The organism is Arthrobacter sp. KN11-1C (genome assembly GCF_052180225.1).
In the GTDB taxonomy this organism is placed as follows: Bacteria; Actinomycetota; Actinomycetes; order Actinomycetales; family Micrococcaceae; genus Arthrobacter.
Genome location: NZ_CP197467.1, coordinates 3,942,284 through 3,959,974, shown reverse-complemented (window position 1 = coordinate 3,959,974; position 17,691 = coordinate 3,942,284). Strand labels below are relative to the sequence as shown.

Here is a 17,691-nt window from a genome sequence, read left to right as displayed (position 1 = left end):
CGATGGCCCCTGTGTTCATGAATGTCCCCTCCTCACCCGAGTTCGGGCGGGAATTGCAGGGCAGCTTCCGCCGGATCAACCCCAGGGTTGCCCGCGACTTTGCCCGCGTCGCTTTCCTCTCCGACGTGCGCCATTTGTTGTCCCGCGTCGAATTGCCTGTGCTCATCCTCCAAAGCACGGACGACGTCGTCACTCCTGAACACATCGGGACCTACCTCCAGGAACGCATGCCGACGAGCGTCCTCGTCAGGCTTGCCGCGACCGGCCATTTCCCGCAGACTTCCGCCCCGGAAGAAACAGTCAATGCACTTCTTGACTACCTCGGCACTCCGGTATGACCGACGGGACGGTTGACTATCGGCAGATCTTCGACGCAGCCCCGGCCGGGTACCTGCTCACCCGGCCGGACGGCACCATCGTCGATGCGAACCGGACGATGTACGAGTGGACGGGACGCGGACACGAAGCGCTGCTGGGGCTGAACCTGCTCTCCCTCTTGCCGGCCGGGGACCGGATCATGTTCATGACCCACGCCATGCCGGCCATCGAATCCAACGGCTCCGTGAAAGAGCTTGCGGTGGAGATCCTCGCCGCCAACGGCGAAAGGCTGCCGGTGTTGCTCGCGGTGTCCCGGACACGGATATTCACGGACGTCCCCTCGCCGGGCGTCTTCCAGCCCGACGCCCTCGACGCGGCTGCCCCCGAACTGAACGTCGTCGTCGTTTTCGGCGTCCACGAGAGGCGCCTCTATGAGCGGGAACTGGCCGCCACGTTGCGCAGGCTCGAAGAATCGGAGCTCGAACGGGCAAAGCTCCTTGAAGAGGCCAGGCACCAAGCCACGCACGATGCCTTGACCCATTTGCCGAACCGGACGTTGTTTACGTCGCGCCTCAATGAGGCTTTGGAGCGTGCCGGCAACCATGGCCTGCACGTCGGCCTGTTGTTTTGCGATATCAACCGCTTCAAGGACATCAATGACACCTACGGCCATGCAGTGGGCGACGAGGTCCTCGGCCACGTCGCCGGGCGCCTCGCCGGGGCGGTCCGCGGCATCGACACCGTCGCGCGCTACAGCGGTGACGAATTCGTCATTCTCCTCCCGGCCCTGGAATCACCCGAGGAAATTGCCGTGATCGCCTCCCGCATCATGAACACCTTCGATCCGGAGTGCCTCGTGGGCGAGTCGCAGCTGCGGGTCGAGCTCGCCGTCGGCCACGCCGTGACGGCTGCGATGAGGCCGATGCTCCCCGGGGCGCGGGAAGAATTGGCGCGGCAACTTCTCACGGAGGCCGACGCCGACATGTACCGATCCAAACCAAGGGCCGGGTCGAAGCTGGAAACCAGCGACGCGATGTGAGGTTTGGAAGCCTTGCAAAGGCCCTGCCAGACGATTTGCCAAAGAATTTTCAAGAGAAGCAGATCGAGGATTGGACAAGGGTTGTTTCATATCTCGAGATTCAAAGGCAAGCGCGTGACGTGACTTGAGATTCAAAAAATGATGATCAGATCAAATTTTATTCGAGTATTGCGCGAAGAACGGCCAGTGTGACGAACGAGAATGGGTCACATTTGGACATGTCTGAATTGTGATGTGCGGCACAATAGTCCGATTCGTCTCAAAATGTGGACGGTTCGCCCCTTTGTTACTTGCAAGTTCCCTTTGTTACGTTGCACACTTCAAATGTGAACAAGAACTCAACAGCATCTGCAGCCGCAGCGATCGAGCCCAGCGCACCCGCTGGTTTTTCGATGAGCTGTTGTCGAATGCATGCCTAACTTCAGACCCCAGGAAGTTTCAGGCATTCGCCCCCTGCCCAGCGTCGGGCGCCCCTCCCCATCTCATTGCGGGGACCAGACCAGCATTCGAAGCCGCGATGACGGCTATTCACTTTGAGGTAAGCAATCCATGTCAGTTGCATCCGGATACGTCCATATCTCCGTCCGTAACGCCAATAAGGCCGCGTCGAACGCCGGCCTGCGTCCCGGCTTCGGAAACCGCCCGGCCTACGCCCAGCCCGCACCGCAAGGTGGCAGCCAGGCGCCCGGTTACGTCCCCCAGGGCTACAACCCGAGCTCCTACGGGCAGCTCCGCGCCGTTCCCGCCAACGAGGCCTCGCCAATGACTGCGCCCACGCCGGTCCTGGCTCCCGCAGACCGCTCCATCCGCCCCGTTGCCAGCGACAATGTGGCCCGTGGGTTCGTGCTCTACATGGGCATTGACGAGGACACCGCGGCTGCCGCAGGAACGTCCATCGCCAAGCTTGCCCAGGAGATCCGGGCCTACGCGCAGTCCCTCGTTGCCGGTGCCGAGAGCTATGCCGCCGTCGCGGTAGCCCCGGCCGGTGCGCCGGGTTCCGCGCTCGACGTCGTCCGCTCGACTTTCGGTGACCCGACCGTTGGCAACCGCCAGCGCTCCGAGGCGCTCCGCCCGCAGCCTGCCCAGGAAGCCCGCCCGTCCGGCGTCTTGATCGACCTTGCCCGTCGCGAGGTGCACCTCGACGGCGAATCCCTGAACCTGACGTTCAAGGAATTCGAGCTCCTCAACTACCTCGTCGAGAACGGCACCCGCACCGTGGGCCGCGATGAACTCCTCGAGGGCCTGTGGCGCAACGCCGAAGAGGTCCCGAACGAGCGCACCATCGACGTCCACATCCGTCGCCTCCGCTCCAAGCTCGGCCGCCTCGCGAACACCGTCCGGACCGTCCGCGGCCAGGGCTACCGCTTCTACGAGCACCCCGAGGTCATCGTCTGGGCCGCTCCGGAATACTCGATCTAGCTAGGTTTCGCACCGCCGGAAGGCGGCACAATCCCTCGGCGCCTGCGCTCGTTCCTCCCCGCCGGCCCCTCGCCTCGCAAGCTCGGCCAGGGAACCCGGCCGGCGTGGGCCCAACGCAACAACGGCGCTTTCGGGATGTGCCGCCTTCCGGCTTCCCTAGTTCAGTGAGCATGTGCCTCCGCGGCGATAGGGTGGGGGGATGAGCGAGCATCACATCAAGCGGCTGGTGATCATGCGGCATGCGAAGTCGGACTGGCCCCGCGGGGTGCCGGACCATGAGCGACCCCTTGCCGAACGTGGCCACCGGGAAGCCCCCCTTGCGGGCAAATGGCTCCTCAAGCACCACGTGATTCCGGACTTCATCCTGTGTTCGTCCGCGCTCCGTACCCGCCAGACCTGCACCTGGGTGTGCAGCGAACTGGGGGACAAGGCACCGACGCCGAAACTCGAGGACGGCCTCTACGCCGCCTCCGCGCAGCGGATGTTGACCGTCATCAACCACGTGCCCGAGACCGTCACCACGCTCATGATCTTTTCGCACATGCCCGGCGTGCAGGACCTCGCGATGCACCTGGCTTCCCGCGACTCGGACCATGACGCCTACATGGATGCCGCAACGCGCTACCCCACGAGCGCCGTGACCGTGATGGAACTCGAGAAGCCGTGGGCTGAACTCGACGGGCAGGATGCCCGCCTGACCCACTTCACCGTTCCCCGCCCCAAGAAATAGCCCCGGCTAGTCCACCTCGAGGCTGGCTGCCACATCCTGCAGCAAGCGCACCACGTGGCGGATGCTGGGGCTTGCCGTCATGGTCTTGCGGTACACGATTCCCACTTGGCGTTGCTGCATCGGGTTCACCACGGGCACCGCCACCACTCCGGCGGGAAGCTCAGGCCTGCCTAGCCGCGGCACGAGCGCCACCGCCACACCCTGCTGGACCATGGCGATATGCGTCGAAAAGTCGGGGTCGTAGATGCGGATGTCCGGCACGCGCCCCAAGCCCGCGAGGATAGCGAGCAACGCCTCGTTGCAAATGGCCCCGGCCGGCGTGCTGATCCAGCTCTCGTCCACGAGGTCTGAAGGCTCGACGGCGGTCCGCTCGGCCAGCGGGTGCGCAGAGTTCAGCAGGACGTCTGCGGTGTCCAGGCAGAGGTCCTCGTGGACCATGTTCTCCGGAATGACGAGGGGCACCGAGTGCCAGTTGTGCACGACGCCGAGATCGGCCTCGCCGGTGGCGACCCTTTGGACGGCCTCGCGCGGGTCCTCGGCCACCACCCGGATTTCAAGCCCCGAGCCCCCATGCCCGGAACGCGCCGCTGCTGACGAGGCGGCCTGGGCCGCGCCCAGTTTCCCCAGCATCGGCCCTACCAGCCCGCGGCAGGCGGTGGAGAATGCCACGAGCCGCAACACGCCGCTTGGCTTCGCGGGGTCGGCGAGCAAGGTGGCTTGCAGCTCTTCCAGCTCGCCCAGGATGCGCCGTCCGTACTCGGCCAGCGCCATGCCGCGGTCCGTCAGCAGCACGCCCCGGCCGTGCCGCTCCAGGACAATCACGCCGCTCTGCTTCTCGAGCTTCTTGATTTGTTGGGAGACCGCCGAGGGGCTGAAGCCCATGGCCTCCGACGCCGCCACCACGGAGCCTTGCTGTTCCACGGCTACGAGGGCCCGCAGCGCCGCAATCTCAATCATGAAGCAAACGTACATGATCTGATGCAGAATTCAACGCTGGTGCTTCATCCGCATGACTGTCAGAGTTGAATCGTGAATATCCGACACTCAGCACTCGCCGTCCTTGTCGCCGTCCTTTGGGGCCTGAATTTCGTGGCGATCGACTTTGGATTGCACCCCGGCAACGGGAGCGGTGGCGCGGCCGACGTGCCGCCGCTGCTGTTCGTCGCCATCCGCTTCGTGTTGGTGGTGTTCCCCTGCATTTTCTTCGTCCGCAAACCGAACGTGAGCTGGAAGGCGATCATCGGCGTCGGGCTGTTCATGAGCGCGGGGCAGTTCGGCCTCCTCTACCTGGGGATGGCCCTCGGCATGCCGGCCGGGCTCGCGTCACTGGTGCTGCAGGCGCAAGTGCTCCTGACGGTGCTGTTGGCGGCCCGGTTCCTTGGCGAGCGGCCCAGCAAGCGCCAGCTGACGGGCGTGGTGCTGGGTGTGGCCGGACTAGCCCTGGTGGCGGTGGGTAGAAGCCTGGTGGCTCCGGTGGTACCGCTCATGATTGTGCTTGCCGCCGCGTTGTCCTGGGCTGCGGGAAACATCATCGCCCGCAAGGCCAAGGCGGCCTCGGGACTGGGGCTCGTGGTCTGGTCCGGAGCAGTGGTCCCGTTGCCTCTTGCTGCCTTGTCGCTCATCGTGGACGGCCCGGCCGCCGTCGTCGGGACCCTCTCCAACCTTCAGCCGGCGACCATCCTGAGCGCGCTGTATACCGCCATATTCGCCTCGCTGGTGGGTTACGGCATCTGGAACCGGTTGCTCAGCCTGTATCCGAGTTCGGCCGTGGTGCCGTTTACGTTGTTGGTACCGGTGGTGGGAATGACCGCGGCGTGGCTGCTCATCTCGGAGGTCCCGACGACGGCGGAACTGGCCGGCGGCCTCCTCCTGCTGGGCGGCGTGGCCACTGCCGTGCTGCAGCGTCGTGCGAAGCCTGGGAATGTGGTCGCGCCCGAAATGCGTCAGCGCCTGGGGGCCGGCTTGCGCTGAGCCGGCGATCCCGACGTCGGGCGCTTGGCGGAGGCGGCCGGGGCCGGTTTCCGCGGGACCGCTCGCTTCACGGCCCCCGACGCCGGACGGGCCGCCGGCCGCTGGGCGGGCCTGGCGGACGGGGGAGCAGGCCTTGAAGCAGGCCGAGGCGCCGGACGCCGGGCAGCCGGACGGGCCACCGCTTTCGCACGGCGGGATGGCCAGACCGCCCCCAGGAACAAGACCAGCAGGGAACTGCAGCCGGCAAGTGCGCCGAGGTAGAAGTAGATGTCCGAGTCCTTGGTGCTCACCGCGCTGCCCAGGGCGTTGTCGTCCTGGTTGAAGGCGAGACCCCACATGCGCAGGAAAGCGATTCCGAACGCGATGAACAGGATGGACGAGATGGCTCCGAGAACCAGCATGAAGTGCCTGCGGCGGACGATGACTTCCGTGACGCACGCGAGGTAGCCGAGCGCCAAGACCCCCAGGAAGGTGTACATCACGGTTTCATCGAGGGTGATGGCAAGGAGCACCAGCAAACCAGCGGACACCACGGCAGAGACGATCGCAAGCTTTCCGCTGTTCCCCATGTGACGCATGGGATTAATCATCCCTGACCGGGTGGCGGCGCCACGCCTCTGACGCGGCAGTTGCCATACCGTTACCGCAGTACGTAGCCGCGCATGATGGTCATGATGGCCGCTATGCTCTGCTCCCGGGTGCGCTCGGGGTTGTACGTCTGCCGGTCAAGGCCCACCACGAAGATCGCCCCGAACATCGCAGCCTCGAGGCTGCCCCGGGCAATGCCCGTATCCACGGGGTACGTGGCGGCGACCTTTTCGATCGCCGCGCCGATCACGGCCAACAACTCGCTGCGGAGTTCGACGAAGAGCTTGCCCCACTCGCTGGGAGTCCGCCAGTTCTCGCTGATCCAGAGCCGCGCGAAGGACGGATAGTCGTCCATGAAATCCATGGCCTGGCCGAGCATGGCTTCCATGGCCTCGAGCGGATCGGCGTGCAGGCCTTCAATTGTCTGGAGCCGCCCGAGCATGATGTCGACGCCGTGGCGCAGCAACTGGGCGATCAGATCGGACTTGCTGCCGAAGTTGTAATATACCGTCCCTTTGGACACCCCGGCTGCGGCCGCGATCTCGTCCACCGTGACCCCCGCCGCGCCGCGCTCGCCGATCAGCTCCATGGAAGCGTCGAAGAGGCGCTGCTTGGTCGCGTTCGTGCGTGCCGGGCGGAGCTTCTTCTCAGCGCCGCCTGACTCCGGGGCGCCAGGACCCGCGGCCGGGAGCCCGGTGACATCCGGCTCGTGCATGCTCATACCGCGATCTCCGGTTTCAGGGTCTTGAGGGTCCAGAACTTGTGCTTACGGACAGCCAGCGTGGAAAGCGCGGCTCCCAGCACAGTGTAGCCAAGCAGGCCCAGGACAATCGGCCAGATCATCGACAGGTCGCCGCCGTAGATCAAGTGCCGCATGCCGGTCACCACGTAGCCCATCGGCATGATCTCGTGCACCACATGCAGAGGCATGGGGGTGGTTTGCCAGGGGAACGTTCCGCCGGACGACACCAACTGGAGGACCAGCAGGATCAGCACCACGAACTTGCCAGGGGTTCCCAGCAGAGCCACGATGCCCTGGATCAGGGCCGTGAATGCCATGACCGCAGCCAGCATGAACAACCACATCCACACGGGGTGCGCCGCGTTGAGGCCCAGCCCCAGGTCCACCACGAGGGTGAGGATGCTTGCCTGCAGCACGGAGACCACGAAGAACGGCAGCCAGCCACCGACGGCGATTTTCCATGACGGAGCGTTCGAGGCCAGGGCCCGCTGCGTGATGGGACGCATCGCCTGGACCAGCATGAACACGCCGATCCAGAGGGACAGCGTCAAGAAGAACGGGGCCAGGCCCGCACCATAGGATCCTGCCTTGGCCTGCGAGACGTTGTTGACCGCCACAGGATCGGCGATCACCTTGGACACCTCGCTCTTTTGGGCGTCGTTCGGGTTCGGGACCTTTCCTGCGCCCTTGGCCAACTCGCTGGCCAAGGTGCGGGAACCGTCCGCGGCCGTGGCTGCACCGCTGGCAAGTTGCGCCGCGCCGTCGTCGAGCTTTGCGGCGCCGTCCGCGAGGGCTGCCGTGCCGTTGACGGCCGACTGCTCGCCGGTCGCCAGCGTCGCGGCGCCGGAGCTGAGCTGGTCTGCGCCTGCCGAGGCCTGGCCGATGGCCCCCGTCAGTGCCGGAGTCGCGCCCGCAAGCTTGGCGGCACCCGCGCTGACCGCGGCCGATCCATCGGAGAGCTGCTGGATTTGGGCGGCGTCCGCCGAGATCTTGGCCTTCGCGCCGGTGACAGGGCTGGACGCCGCGGTGGTGTCGAAGTCGGCCAGGATCTTGTTTGCCTGGTCCTGGGTGATGACGCCACTCGCCACGAGTTTCTGGGTGCTGCCAGCTACGCGGTCCCGCGCTCCGGCGTCGAACGCTGAAAGCTGCCCGACGACGTCCTGGACTCTCGCGTTCAGCTGGGCGTTTCCGGCGGCTACTTGGGCGGCGCCGTCGGCAAGCTTCTGGGAGTCGGCCGGGAGGGACGCGGTCTTGTTCTTCAGTTCCGTGAGCCCTGCGCTGAGCTGCCCTGCGCCGCCGTTCAGCTGATTGGCGCCGTCACGCAGCTTGTTTTGGCCCGCCAGGAGTTCCGACGCGCCGCTGCTGAGCTTGCTGGTGCCGTCGTGGAGGGTGGCCGCGCCGTCGCTCAGCTTGCCGGCGCCGTCGGCGAGCTGGGAGGCGCCATCGGATGCCTTGACGATGGAGGCGTGGATGGTCCCGAAGCCGGTGAGGAGTTGGTTGGCAGTCTCCTCGCCGACTTCCTTGGCCACCGTCGAGTGCACCGCGGTAGTCAGCTTGTCCACGATGGTGCTGAGGAGGTAGTTGTTCGCGTCGTTGGTGGTGACGTTGAGCATCGCCTGGTTGGCTGCATTGAAACTGCCGGGCGAGACCAGGTTGGCCGAGAAGTCCTTCGGGATCTTCAGGGCGAAGGCGTACTTGCCGGATTCAACTCCGGCGTCGGCTTCCGCCGCGGTGGTCACCCGCTGCCAGTTGAAGACGTGGCTCTCGACGAGGCTGTCGGCGACCTTCTGGCCTGCCTGGAGTTCGGGGCCGCTTGCCGGCTGGGCTCCCGCGTCCTCGACCACCAAGGCGGCGTCGATCTGGTTGAGGTTGCCGTACGGATCCCAGTTCGCGTAAAGGTACACGGCTCCGTAGAGCAGGGGCACCATGGTCAGGGCGAGGATGGTCAGCTTGGGCAGGAGCCCGCCGGTCATGCGCTTGAGTTCGGAGCGGGCCAGCCGCAGAACAGTCACTTTGCGGTCCTTTGCAGGGTTTCGGGTACTTCTTCGGGATCTTCTTGCGCGTTGTCGAGGGATACTCCGGGTTGCGCGGGTTCGGCGGGTGCCGTGTGGGTGACCGAGTTGCCGATCACCGCGGCAGGGCCGTGCCAGTTGTCCGGGAGGGCAGAAACAACCGCCACGACGGCGAGCGGCCGCCCGGCGTCGTACGCCAACTGCTCAAGGCGGGGGAGCCAGTCCGCAGGGTTCGCGCTGTGGCGGTCCGGGGAGTCGAGCACCAGGAGGTCAAGGGCCGGGTCCGCGAGAGCCAAGGCGGTCAGCAGCTCGAGGCGTCGGTCCGCGGGGAGCTGCTCAATCCACAGCCCGGCGATGTCCTCGAAACGGTTGACCTTGAGCCACGGCTTGCTGAGGAGCGCACCACGGTAGCGGCGGGGGATAAGGGAGAGGTCTTCGGTGACGAGGTCGCGGACGCTCAAATGCTGCTCGGGCTCGTTGACGCCGGGAGCGTCAATGAGGGCGCTCGCGGCCCGGACCTTTTTCGTCTTCGTGGAGTTGTCCCAGCTCAGGAGGCCTTTGCTGGGCTTCATCCGGCCGCTCAACGCTAGTGCCAATGCCGTGCGCTGGTCCTGACCGTCTCCGCTGACCAGGAGGAGCTCGCCGCGCCTGGCTTCGAGGGACGTGGGAGGCAGGAGATCGTCCCGGCGGCCGTCGATCTGGAGTTGCTGTGCAGACAGCACAATTGGACCTTTCGCAGAACCTGTTATCTGCTCCAATCGTAACTGAACTGACCGGTCAGTTCAAATAGACCTCTATCACAGTCCGTACTTCTCCAACAGGCGCAGCCACACCTCGCTGATGGTCGGGAACGACGGCACCGCATGCCACAGCCGATCCAAAGGCACTTCGCCCACAATCGCGATGGTGGCGCCGTGCAACAGCTCGGCCACGCCGGGCCCGGCAAACGTTGCGCCCAGCAGCACCTTCCGGTCCTCGTCCACCACCAGTTGCGCCCAGCCTTGGTAATTTTCCGAATGCAGCTGTGAGCCGGACACGTTGATGGGGAGATCCACCGAGCTTGCGTTAATGCCCTTTTGCAGAGCCTGCTTGAGGCTCGGACCCACGGATGCCACCTCCGGATCCGTGAAGACCACACTGGGGATCGCATATTCGTCGGCCGTCTTTGCCAGGGAAGTCCACGGTTTCGGGGTGCCGTGGAGGGTTCCGTTGGCCCGGGCCACAATAGCGTCGCCGGTTGCCCGGGCCTCGTACTTGCCCTGGTGGGTGAGGAAGACCGATCCCGCGGCGTCGCCGGCCGCGTAGAGCCACAGCCCGCTGGTGCCGTCGCTCGCTGCGCCTTCCACCAAGCCGCTCGAGTCCGTGGCGAGGCGCAAAGGCTTGCCCTCTTCGGCGTCGAGCCCTACGTTCTCGAGCCCCAAATTATCAAGGGCCGGCCTCCGGCCAGTCGCCACCAGCAACTCGTCACTGTTCAAGACCGTCCCGTCGCCAAGCGTGACGCTGAAGGCATGGTCCGGGTCGTGTTCAACCCGAGCCGTGTCGGCCCCAAGGTGCAGATCGACGCCGTCGGCCCGCAGCCCCGCCGCGACCAAGCCGGCGGCTTCCTCGGGGAACGCGCTCAACAGCCGGCCCCGGGCAACGATCGACACCGACGAGCCCAAGCGGGCGAACGCCTGGGCAAGCTCGACGCTGGCGACACCGCCGCCCAGTACGATGAACCGTTCGGGGATGCGCCGCGCAGACGTGGCGCCGCGGGTTGTCCAGTAAGGGACGTTGCGCAAGCCGTCGATTTTCGGGATGAGCGGTGTGGAGCCGGTGGCCACCACCACGGCGTGATGGGCCTTGAGCGAGTAGCTGGTGCCGTCTTTGCCGTCCACTTGGACTTCTCGCGGGCCGGTGATGCGCGCCCGGCCCCGGATGAGTTCGATGCCGGTGTCCTCGAGCCATTGGACCGCGCCGTCGTCCTGCCATTTGTTGGTGAAGTAGTCGCGGTACTTCAGGACCGGTGCGGCGTCCAGGACTTTCGTGACGGCGTCCGATGCTCCGGGCACTGATTGTGCTGTGTGCAGTGCGGTTCCGGGCCGAAGGAGGGCTTTGGACGGTATGCAGGCCCAATAGGAGCATTCCCCTCCGACGAGTTCGGCCTCCACGATGGCCGCGGTGAGGCCGCCCCGGACCACTCGGTCTGCAACGTTCTCACCCACGGCCCCGGCGCCGATCACGATGACATCGAATTCCCGGATATTCTCCTCAGCCATGGGAGAAGCCTACGCCCGGACATAGGCCGGGATGAGGGACCCGGCGACGGATTCTGCAGGATCATTCCTCGGAGCGGAACCGCGGGGCCCGGATTTGCGCGGATCTTTTTTGGTGGGATGCGAATGATCCAGCAAAATCATGCAGCTTTGGCCTCAGTTAGGCGTCCATTGCGCCCTTGAACCAGCCTGCGATGCTGGCCGGGTGCGTGATGGCGGTACCGACGACGACGGCGAACGCCCCGGCGTCGAGGGCCTGGCGGGCTTGCGCTATGCCCGGACACAGGCCAGGATTAGGGACCCGGCGACGGATTCTGCTGGATCATTCCTCGGAGCGGAACCGCGGGGCCCGGATTTGCGCGGATCTTTTTTGGTGGGATGCGAATGATCCAGCAAAATCATGCAGCTTTGGCCTCAGTTAGGCGTCCATTGCGCCTTTGAACCAGCCGGTGATGCTCGCCGGATGCGTGATGGCGGTACCGACGACGACGGCGAACGCCCCGGCGTCGAGGGCCTGGCGGGCCTGTGCGGGGGTATGGATGCGGCCCTCGGCGATGAGCGGCTTGCCTAGCCCGGCGCCGGCGATCTCCGCGAGAAGTTCAAGGTCGGGTCCGTCCGTCTTGGGACGCTCCCCGGTGTACCCGGCCAGCGTGGTGCCGATCAGGTCAGCGCCGGCTTCGACGGCGGCGGCGGCATCGGCGTAGGAACCGCAGTCGGCCATGACCAAGGCGTGCGATTCGGCGTGGAGTCCCTCAATGGTTTGCTTGAGGGACAAGCCATCAGGACGCGTGCGCCGCGTGCCGTCGATGGCCACGACGTGGGCACCGGCATTTGCGACGGCGAGGGCGTGCCGGAGCGTCGGGGTGATGAATACGCCGTCGTGCCCGTCCTTCCAGAGCCCGATCACGGGAACCTCCACGGCGGTGCGGGTGAACTGGACGTCGGCAAGGCCCTGGACCCGGACTGCCGCAGCACCGCCGATCACCGCCGACGCCGCCACCTGGCCGGTGGTCCGGGGATCGCGCATGGGTTCGCCCGGGTAGGCCTGGCAGGACACGATCAATTGCGAGCGGAGGGCTTCGAGGCCATCGGGGGTCAGGATCATGGGGGTCTCCTTGCGAGGGTTCGGGTGTTTCGGTTTCTGGGTGCGCGGGTGTTTGGGGTCAGTTGAGGACGAGTTTGGCCGCGCCCACAATGGCGGCGGTATTGCCTAGCGCCGCGCGATGCACGGGAATGCCGGCAAGCGGGGCCATGAGCTCCTTGCGCAGGGCGCGTTCCATGGGTTTCCACCAGAAATCTCCCGCATCCGCCAGGCCCCCGGAAACCACGACCGTTTCCGGGTCGAGGATGTTGACGAGCCCGCCGATCGCCTGCCCGGCAGCACCCGCGCCCGCCCCGATGGCCTTGATCGCGGCCACACTGTCAGCGGCGTCGGCACTGTCGCCGTCGTGCGCCAGCGCAAACACGGCACGCGTATCACGGACCTCGGGGGAGCCGCCGAAACGGAGGAAGGATTCGTGGATGGCTGGGCCGGAGGCGATGGCCTCGACGTGGCCCGAGCCGCCGCACACGCACGGGAGGGCCTTCCCCTCGTGATAGGCGTACGGCGACGCAAAGTGCCCCACGTGCCCGCCCACATAGTGGTGCCCCAAAACAGGAGTGCCGTCCAGCACAAAACTGCCGCCCACACCCGTCCCGAACGCCACCATGAGCGAACTCGAAGACCCAGCAGCGGCCCCGCGCCACGCCTCACCCAGAGCATGCGCATGCACATCGTTGACCGCGCAGACCGACCCCCTAGGCAAACCCAGGAGTTGCGCCAACCCCGCCGTCAACCTGGTGCCGGCCCACCCGAGGATCGCATCGGTCGCCGAAACTACCTCGCCATTCACGGCATCGATCACCCCGGCCGAACCCACGCCAACACGCCCGACGTCGATTCCCCCACCCGCCGCCCGCCGCATGAGCCGCGCCACGAGCGCCGCCGTCTCCCGCAAAATCAAGTCGCCCCCACCCCGATTCAGCGTAGGAATCTGCTCCGAAAACAACACCTCCCCGTCGGCCCCCACAACTCCCGCGGCAGTCTTCGTCCCGCCAAGATCGACCCCGACCACGTGCATCATGTTTGTCCTCCGGATCGTTCGATTGCTGGGTTCATTGTTGCTGCGGATGGGCTGTGGCCCGGTCAGTTGTGGTTGCGGTGGCGCTGCGCTGCGGTCTGTTCGTGGTCGGGTTCGTTGTGGCTGGGGCGGCGCCAAACCGCGGCCTTGCCGGCGCTTAGACACCTCCCGACGTCGCCTTTCGGTCGCTGGGCGACCTTCAGACGACTCTGGTCGGCGATGCGCGCCTACGCAAGACCCCGGCCCGGCGCCTCAGGCGATCGACTCACCGGACGCTTCGAACGGTTGGCTCGCCGACCGGGACCTGCCGCCTGAAGCGGCACCGTGCGGATCCGGACCGCCTCGAAAGGTTCCGCAATCGCCCGAGTGTCGGAGGGACGGTTTTGTGTAGTCCCGCATCGCCGACCAGAGCTGCATGGACGTCGCCCAGCGACGGGAATGAAGCGTCGGGAGGTGTCTAAGGGACGGCAAAACTGGACCTGCGGCACGACCCGACCACGTCAACCCACGAAAGGTGAGGTGACGGCAACGCGCCCAGGTGAGGGCGGATCGGAAGCTCAGGCGGGAAGAGCCGCCGAATTTTAGACCAGGCCGTTGCGCTCGAGGATCGTGCGGATTGCGGAGGTTTCTTCGGCGTTGAGGGAGAGCATCGGGGCGCTCATCGTGTTGGATTCGATGATGCCCATGATTTGGAGGGCGGTCTTGAAGGCGCCTAGTCCTGCTGCGCCGCCGGAGACGCGGCCGTTGGGGGTGTAGACGATGTCGAAGAGGTCGGCCAGGCGGTCCTGTTCGGCGGCCGCGGCGGTCCAGTCTCCGTCTTGGGTGGCGTCGAACAGGCGGCGGTAACCGGCGGGGTCGACGTTGCCGAGGCCCGGAACTACGCCTTGGGCGCCGGCGAGGAGGGCGCCGTCGACGACGATTTCGTGGCCCGTGAAGATGTCGAAGTTGGGGATGTCCTTGGCTGCGAGGACGAGCTGGCGGAACGAGACGTCGTCGCCGGAGGAGTCCTTGACGCCTGCGATGACGCCGTCGCGGCCGAGGCGGACCAGGAGGTCGGTGGGAAGCTTGAAGTGGGTGCGGACGGGGACGTCGTAGGCGAATATCGGCTTGTCCACGGCAGCGTGGATGCTGCGGAAGTGGGTTTCGGTCTCCTGGGCGTTGCCGATGGCGTAGTACATGGAGGTGACCACGATGGCGTCGGCGCCGAGGTCCACGACCTTGCGTGCTTCTTCGATGACGCGGTTGGTGGTCTGTTCGTTGGCACCGACGATCAGGGGCACGGCGCCGGCGTTCGCGTCGGCGATCGTGGAGACGACCAGTTCGCGCTCCTCGTTGGTCATGTAGGGGACCTCGCCCGAGGAACCCAGCACGAAGAGGCCGGACACGCCGCCGTCGAGCAGGTGCTTGGTGACGTTCTTCAGGGACGCGGTGTCAACGCGGCCGTCAGCGTGGCGGGGGGTGATGACCGGGGGAATGACGCCCTGGAACTGAGTAGACACAGAAATCTCCGTTGCTTGGATCTGGATGGGAAAAACTTAGGTGTGGAGCAGGCTGGGCGCGGCGCCGAGCAGCTTCTTGGTGTAGTCGTTGCTCGGGTTGTCGAAGACCTGGGCGGCCGGGCCTTCCTCGACGATCTGCCCGAAGTACATGACGCAGATGCGGTCGGAGACGTAGCGGACGGTCTGGATGTCGTGCGAGATGAAGACCATGCCGAGGTTCAGCTGGGTTTTCAGGTCGGACAGCAGGTTGAGCACTTGGGCGCGGACGGAAACGTCGAGGGCCGACGTCGGCTCGTCCGCCACGATGATGTCCGGGTCCAAGGCGAGGGCGCGGGCGATCGCCACGCGCTGGCGCTGGCCGCCGGAAACCTGCGACGGCGTGACCTCGCCTGCCGATTGCGGCAGGCCGACGAGGGCCAGCAGTTCCCTGACCTTGTCCGAGCGCGACGCGGCGTTGCCGATGCCGTGCACCTGCAGGGGATCGGTGAGGATGTCCTGGATCGTCATGCGCGGATTGAGTGCCGTGGCCGGGTCCTGGAAGACCACGGAGACGGCGCGTCCGAATTCCTTGAGCATCCGGGCGTTGCGTTTGATGGCCGGCTTGCCGTGGAAGAGCACCTGGCCCGACGTCGGGGGCTGGAGTCCCACGAGCACTGAAGCGAGCGTGGACTTGCCGCAGCCGGACTCGCCGACGATGCCGACCGTTTCGCCGCGGCTGATGCTGAAGTCCACGCCGTTCACCGCTTTGACGATGTTCGGCCGGAAGAGACCGCCCGTGCGGGCACGGTGGTGGACCTTGACGTCCTTGAGCTCGATGACCGGCTTGCCGGTTGAAACGCTCACTTTGCGTCCTCCTTCAGGTGGCTGGCCCAGTAGTGGTCGCGGTCTGCTCCGTCGCCGGCCGGATCAACGACGGCGAGGACCAATTGCTGGTTCGGGTCGGCGTCGGGCCTCAGCGAGCGGGCCGCAAAGCGGTCGCCGGGAGCGAAATCGCGCGGCGACGGGACGGTGCCGGGGATCTGGTGGAGGCGGACGGCGTCGGCCTCGATCGATAGGACGGCGCCCAACAGGCCGCGCGTGTATTCGTGCCGCGGGTTCTGCAGGAGCTCCGAGGCCTGTGCGGATTCCACCACCTGGCCGGCGTACATGACCGTGATGCGGTGCGCCAGGGAGGCGACCAGGGCGAGGTCGTGGCTGACGAAGACCATGGCGAAGCCGAGCTGTTCGCGCAGTTCGTTGAGCAGTTCCACTACCTGCTTCTGGACGGTGACGTCGAGGGCGGTGGTGGGTTCGTCTGCCACCACGATCTTCGGCGAACGGGAGAGCGCCATGGCGATCAGGACGCGTTGGCGCTGCCCGCCGGAAAGCTCGTGCGGGTAGCTGGCGAGCGTCCGGACGGGGTCGAGCTTGACCATTTCCAGCAACTCGGCCGGGGTCTTGCGGCCGCCGCGCCGGGTCAGCTGCGTCATTTGCTCCTTGATCTTCATGGACGGGTTGAGCGAGCTCAGCGCATCCTGGTAGACCATGGCGATCTGTTCGCCGCGCAGGCCCTGGTAGGCCTTGGCGTTGCTGTGTTTCGAGCCGGAATCCAGGAGTTCCTTGCCGTCGAAGGTGATGGAACCGGTGATCTCGGCGGTCTTTGGCAGGAGGCCCATGATCGCGAGGGAGGTGATGGACTTGCCGCAGCCGGATTCGCCCACCAGGCCCATGGTTTCCCCTTCGCGGACCGTGAAGGAGACGTTGTCCACGATCGCTGTTTCGCCAAAGCGGCCGGGGAAGCGGATGGACAGGTTCCTGACCTCCAGCACGTTGCGGGCATCGGCGGGAACCTGGGGGAGCCGGTCCGTGCGCTTGGCCTCGATGGACGCGAGGAGCTCGAGCTCCTTATCCAACAGGGCGTGGGGATTCGTGGCCGCGACCCTCGGATCGTTCAGGACGCGGGTATCGTTCAGGACGGACGCCGCGTAGTCCTCTTCCGAGAGCGGATCGCCGTTGGCGGCGCGAACGCCGTCGAGCTCGTGCTGTTCCACCACGGAAGACTGGGCTACCGACGTCGCGATCTCGGTATCGACGGAGGCGCCAGTCACCGCCGCGCCCGCAAAGGCAGCGGCAGCACCGTCGTCGTCCTTCACCACCGGCGCTTTGCGTAGCTTCGGGTTCACCATGGCATCGGTGAGGCCCTCGGCGAGGATGTTCAGCGCAAGCACGGTCAGGAGGATGGTGAGGCCGGCGAAGGTGGTTGCCCACCAGCCGCCTGAGAGGACCAGGTTGCGGCCGTAGGAGATCACATTGCCCCACGACGGCGCGGGATCCTGGACACCTGCGCCGAGGAAGGACAACGAGGCTTCGAGGATGATGGCATCGGCCACCATGACCGTGGCGAAAACCAGCACCGGTGCAGCGGTGTTGCGGACAATGTGCTTGAGCAGGATGTAGGCGCGGCCGGCGCCCATCACGCGTTCGGCCCGGACATAGTCTTCACCGTATTGGGAGAGCACATTGGCGCGGACCACGCGGGCGAGCTGTGGAGTGTAGATGATGGCGATCGCGACGATGATGGTGGGCACCGAGTTGCCGAACGCGGCCAGGAGTACGGCTGCGAGGGCGATGCCCGGGAACGCCATGAGGATGTCCATGAGGCGCATGATGACCTCGTTGACTGCTTTGCTGGACGTCGCGGCGAGCGAGCCAAGCACCGCGCCGACGACGATCGCGAGGGCCACAGCGCCGAGGCCGATCATGAGCGAAGACTGCGAACCGTAGAGGAGCCGTGAGAAGACGTCGCGGCCCAGGCGGTCGGTACCGAAGAAGTGGTCGCCGTCCGGAGCTTGCGCCGGGATGAACGTTTCCAGGGGATCGTGGGGCGCGATGACCGGGGCGAAGATCGCCGCGAGGGCGATGATCACGAGGAACAACAAGGCAAAACGCGATCCCCACGGGAGGGACTTGAAGCGGACGCCCGGGGCGCTGAGCCGTTCAGCAAGTTTGCTGCGCATGG

Annotated in this window: 16 protein-coding genes and 1 pseudogene; 5 read left to right on the top strand and 12 right to left on the bottom strand. The window is 66.0% G+C overall.

What is annotated here, in order from left to right:
- Nucleotides 1-17 precede the first annotated feature (17 nt).
- The 4 genes from ACSBOX_RS18445 (at nt 18) to ACSBOX_RS18430 (ending at nt 3,506) form a co-directional block, all read left to right on the top strand.
- Nucleotides 18-338, top strand: a complete 321-nt coding sequence (locus tag ACSBOX_RS18445; protein WP_442543754.1) for an alpha/beta fold hydrolase — start codon at nt 18-20, stop codon at nt 336-338.
- Complete coding sequence (locus ACSBOX_RS18440; protein WP_442543753.1) at nt 335-1,357, top strand: diguanylate cyclase domain-containing protein; 1,023 nt, start codon at nt 335-337, stop codon at nt 1,355-1,357. The genes ACSBOX_RS18445 and ACSBOX_RS18440 overlap by 4 nt, the downstream gene beginning before the upstream one ends.
- A 549-nt stretch (nt 1,358-1,906) precedes the next feature.
- Nucleotides 1,907-2,776 carry a winged helix-turn-helix domain-containing protein gene (locus ACSBOX_RS18435; RefSeq protein ID WP_442543752.1) on the top strand — a complete coding sequence of 290 codons (870 nt, stop codon included), beginning with the start codon at nt 1,907-1,909 and terminating at the stop codon, nt 2,774-2,776.
- Nucleotides 2,777-2,975: 199 nt separating this feature from the next.
- Entirely contained in the window at nt 2,976-3,506 is a 531-nt protein-coding gene (locus tag ACSBOX_RS18430) for a SixA phosphatase family protein (protein WP_442543751.1), read from the top strand.
- Nucleotides 3,507-3,512: 6 nt separating this feature from the next.
- Here ACSBOX_RS18430 and ACSBOX_RS18425 read toward each other — a convergent pair whose 3' ends face one another.
- Nucleotides 3,513-4,463 carry a LysR family transcriptional regulator gene (locus ACSBOX_RS18425; protein ID WP_442543750.1) on the bottom strand — a complete coding sequence of 317 codons (951 nt, stop codon included), beginning with the start codon at nt 4,461-4,463 and terminating at the stop codon, nt 3,513-3,515.
- A gap of 72 nt (nt 4,464-4,535) precedes the next feature.
- Here ACSBOX_RS18425 and ACSBOX_RS18420 point away from each other — a divergent pair, with 72 nt between their 5' ends.
- Entirely contained in the window at nt 4,536-5,477 is a 942-nt protein-coding gene (locus tag ACSBOX_RS18420) for an EamA family transporter (protein ID WP_442543749.1), read from the top strand.
- Here the strand turns inward: ACSBOX_RS18420 and ACSBOX_RS18415 are convergent.
- The 11 genes and pseudogenes from ACSBOX_RS18415 to ACSBOX_RS18365 form a co-directional block, all read right to left on the bottom strand.
- The gene (locus ACSBOX_RS18415) at nt 5,450-6,055 is read right to left on the bottom strand and encodes a hypothetical protein (protein ID WP_442543748.1); all 606 of its coding nucleotides are present in this window, start codon (nt 6,053-6,055) and stop codon (nt 5,450-5,452) included. The genes ACSBOX_RS18420 and ACSBOX_RS18415 overlap by 28 nt on opposite strands.
- A gap of 62 nt (nt 6,056-6,117) precedes the next feature.
- Complete coding sequence (locus tag ACSBOX_RS18410; protein WP_442543747.1) at nt 6,118-6,786, bottom strand: TetR/AcrR family transcriptional regulator; 669 nt, start codon at nt 6,784-6,786, stop codon at nt 6,118-6,120.
- The gene (locus ACSBOX_RS18405; protein ID WP_442543746.1) at nt 6,783-8,819 is read right to left on the bottom strand and encodes a YhgE/Pip family protein; all 2,037 of its coding nucleotides are present in this window, start codon (nt 8,817-8,819) and stop codon (nt 6,783-6,785) included. Before ACSBOX_RS18405 ends, ACSBOX_RS18410 begins: the two co-directional genes overlap by 4 nt.
- Nucleotides 8,816-9,541, bottom strand: coding sequence for an ABC transporter ATP-binding protein (locus ACSBOX_RS18400; RefSeq protein ID WP_442543745.1), 726 nt, complete (start codon nt 9,539-9,541; stop codon nt 8,816-8,818). Before ACSBOX_RS18400 ends, ACSBOX_RS18405 begins: the two co-directional genes overlap by 4 nt.
- Before the next feature lie 75 nt (nt 9,542-9,616).
- A complete protein-coding gene (locus ACSBOX_RS18395; RefSeq protein WP_442543744.1) occupies nt 9,617-11,077 on the bottom strand; it encodes a dihydrolipoyl dehydrogenase family protein in 1,461 nt (486 codons plus the stop codon).
- Nucleotides 11,078-11,234: 157 nt separating this feature from the next.
- Nucleotides 11,235-11,345, bottom strand: a pseudogene (locus ACSBOX_RS18390) (N-acetylmannosamine-6-phosphate 2-epimerase); the annotation flags it as partial.
- A 147-nt stretch (nt 11,346-11,492) separates the two neighbouring features.
- On the bottom strand, nt 11,493-12,179 hold the full coding sequence (locus ACSBOX_RS18385; RefSeq protein ID WP_442543743.1) for an N-acetylmannosamine-6-phosphate 2-epimerase: 687 nt from the start codon (nt 12,177-12,179) through the stop codon (nt 11,493-11,495).
- A 58-nt stretch (nt 12,180-12,237) separates the two neighbouring features.
- A complete protein-coding gene (locus tag ACSBOX_RS18380) occupies nt 12,238-13,197 on the bottom strand; it encodes an ROK family protein (RefSeq protein ID WP_442543742.1) in 960 nt (319 codons plus the stop codon).
- 578 nt (nt 13,198-13,775) lie between these two features.
- Nucleotides 13,776-14,693 carry a dihydrodipicolinate synthase family protein gene (locus ACSBOX_RS18375; RefSeq protein WP_442543741.1) on the bottom strand — a complete coding sequence of 306 codons (918 nt, stop codon included), beginning with the start codon at nt 14,691-14,693 and terminating at the stop codon, nt 13,776-13,778.
- 36 nt (nt 14,694-14,729) lie between these two features.
- Nucleotides 14,730-15,536 (bottom strand): ATP-binding cassette domain-containing protein, encoded by an 807-nt coding sequence (locus ACSBOX_RS18370; RefSeq protein ID WP_442543740.1) that lies wholly within the window; start codon nt 15,534-15,536, stop codon nt 14,730-14,732.
- Nucleotides 15,533-17,689 (bottom strand): dipeptide/oligopeptide/nickel ABC transporter permease/ATP-binding protein, encoded by a 2,157-nt coding sequence (locus tag ACSBOX_RS18365; protein ID WP_442543739.1) that lies wholly within the window; start codon nt 17,687-17,689, stop codon nt 15,533-15,535. Before ACSBOX_RS18365 ends, ACSBOX_RS18370 begins: the two co-directional genes overlap by 4 nt.
- Between the last annotated feature and the right edge of the window lie 2 nt (nt 17,690-17,691).

Coding starts and splice junctions, on each gene's coding strand:
- ACSBOX_RS18445 (WP_442543754.1), top strand. CDS start 18: ATGAATGTCCCCTCCTCACCCGAGTTCGGGCGGGAATTGCAGGGCAGC.
- ACSBOX_RS18440 (WP_442543753.1), top strand. CDS start 335: ATGACCGACGGGACGGTTGACTATCGGCAGATCTTCGACGCAGCCCCG.
- ACSBOX_RS18435 (WP_442543752.1), top strand. CDS start 1,907: ATGTCAGTTGCATCCGGATACGTCCATATCTCCGTCCGTAACGCCAAT.
- ACSBOX_RS18430 (WP_442543751.1), top strand. CDS start 2,976: ATGAGCGAGCATCACATCAAGCGGCTGGTGATCATGCGGCATGCGAAG.
- ACSBOX_RS18425 (WP_442543750.1), bottom strand. CDS start 4,463: ATGATTGAGATTGCGGCGCTGCGGGCCCTCGTAGCCGTGGAACAGCAA.
- ACSBOX_RS18415 (WP_442543748.1), bottom strand. CDS start 6,055: ATGCGTCACATGGGGAACAGCGGAAAGCTTGCGATCGTCTCTGCCGTG.
- ACSBOX_RS18410 (WP_442543747.1), bottom strand. CDS start 6,786: ATGAGCATGCACGAGCCGGATGTCACCGGGCTCCCGGCCGCGGGTCCT.
- ACSBOX_RS18395 (WP_442543744.1), bottom strand. CDS start 11,077: ATGGCTGAGGAGAATATCCGGGAATTCGATGTCATCGTGATCGGCGCC.
- ACSBOX_RS18385 (WP_442543743.1), bottom strand. CDS start 12,179: ATGATCCTGACCCCCGATGGCCTCGAAGCCCTCCGCTCGCAATTGATC.
- ACSBOX_RS18380 (WP_442543742.1), bottom strand. CDS start 13,197: ATGATGCACGTGGTCGGGGTCGATCTTGGCGGGACGAAGACTGCCGCG.
- ACSBOX_RS18365 (WP_442543739.1), bottom strand. CDS start 17,689: ATGCGCAGCAAACTTGCTGAACGGCTCAGCGCCCCGGGCGTCCGCTTC.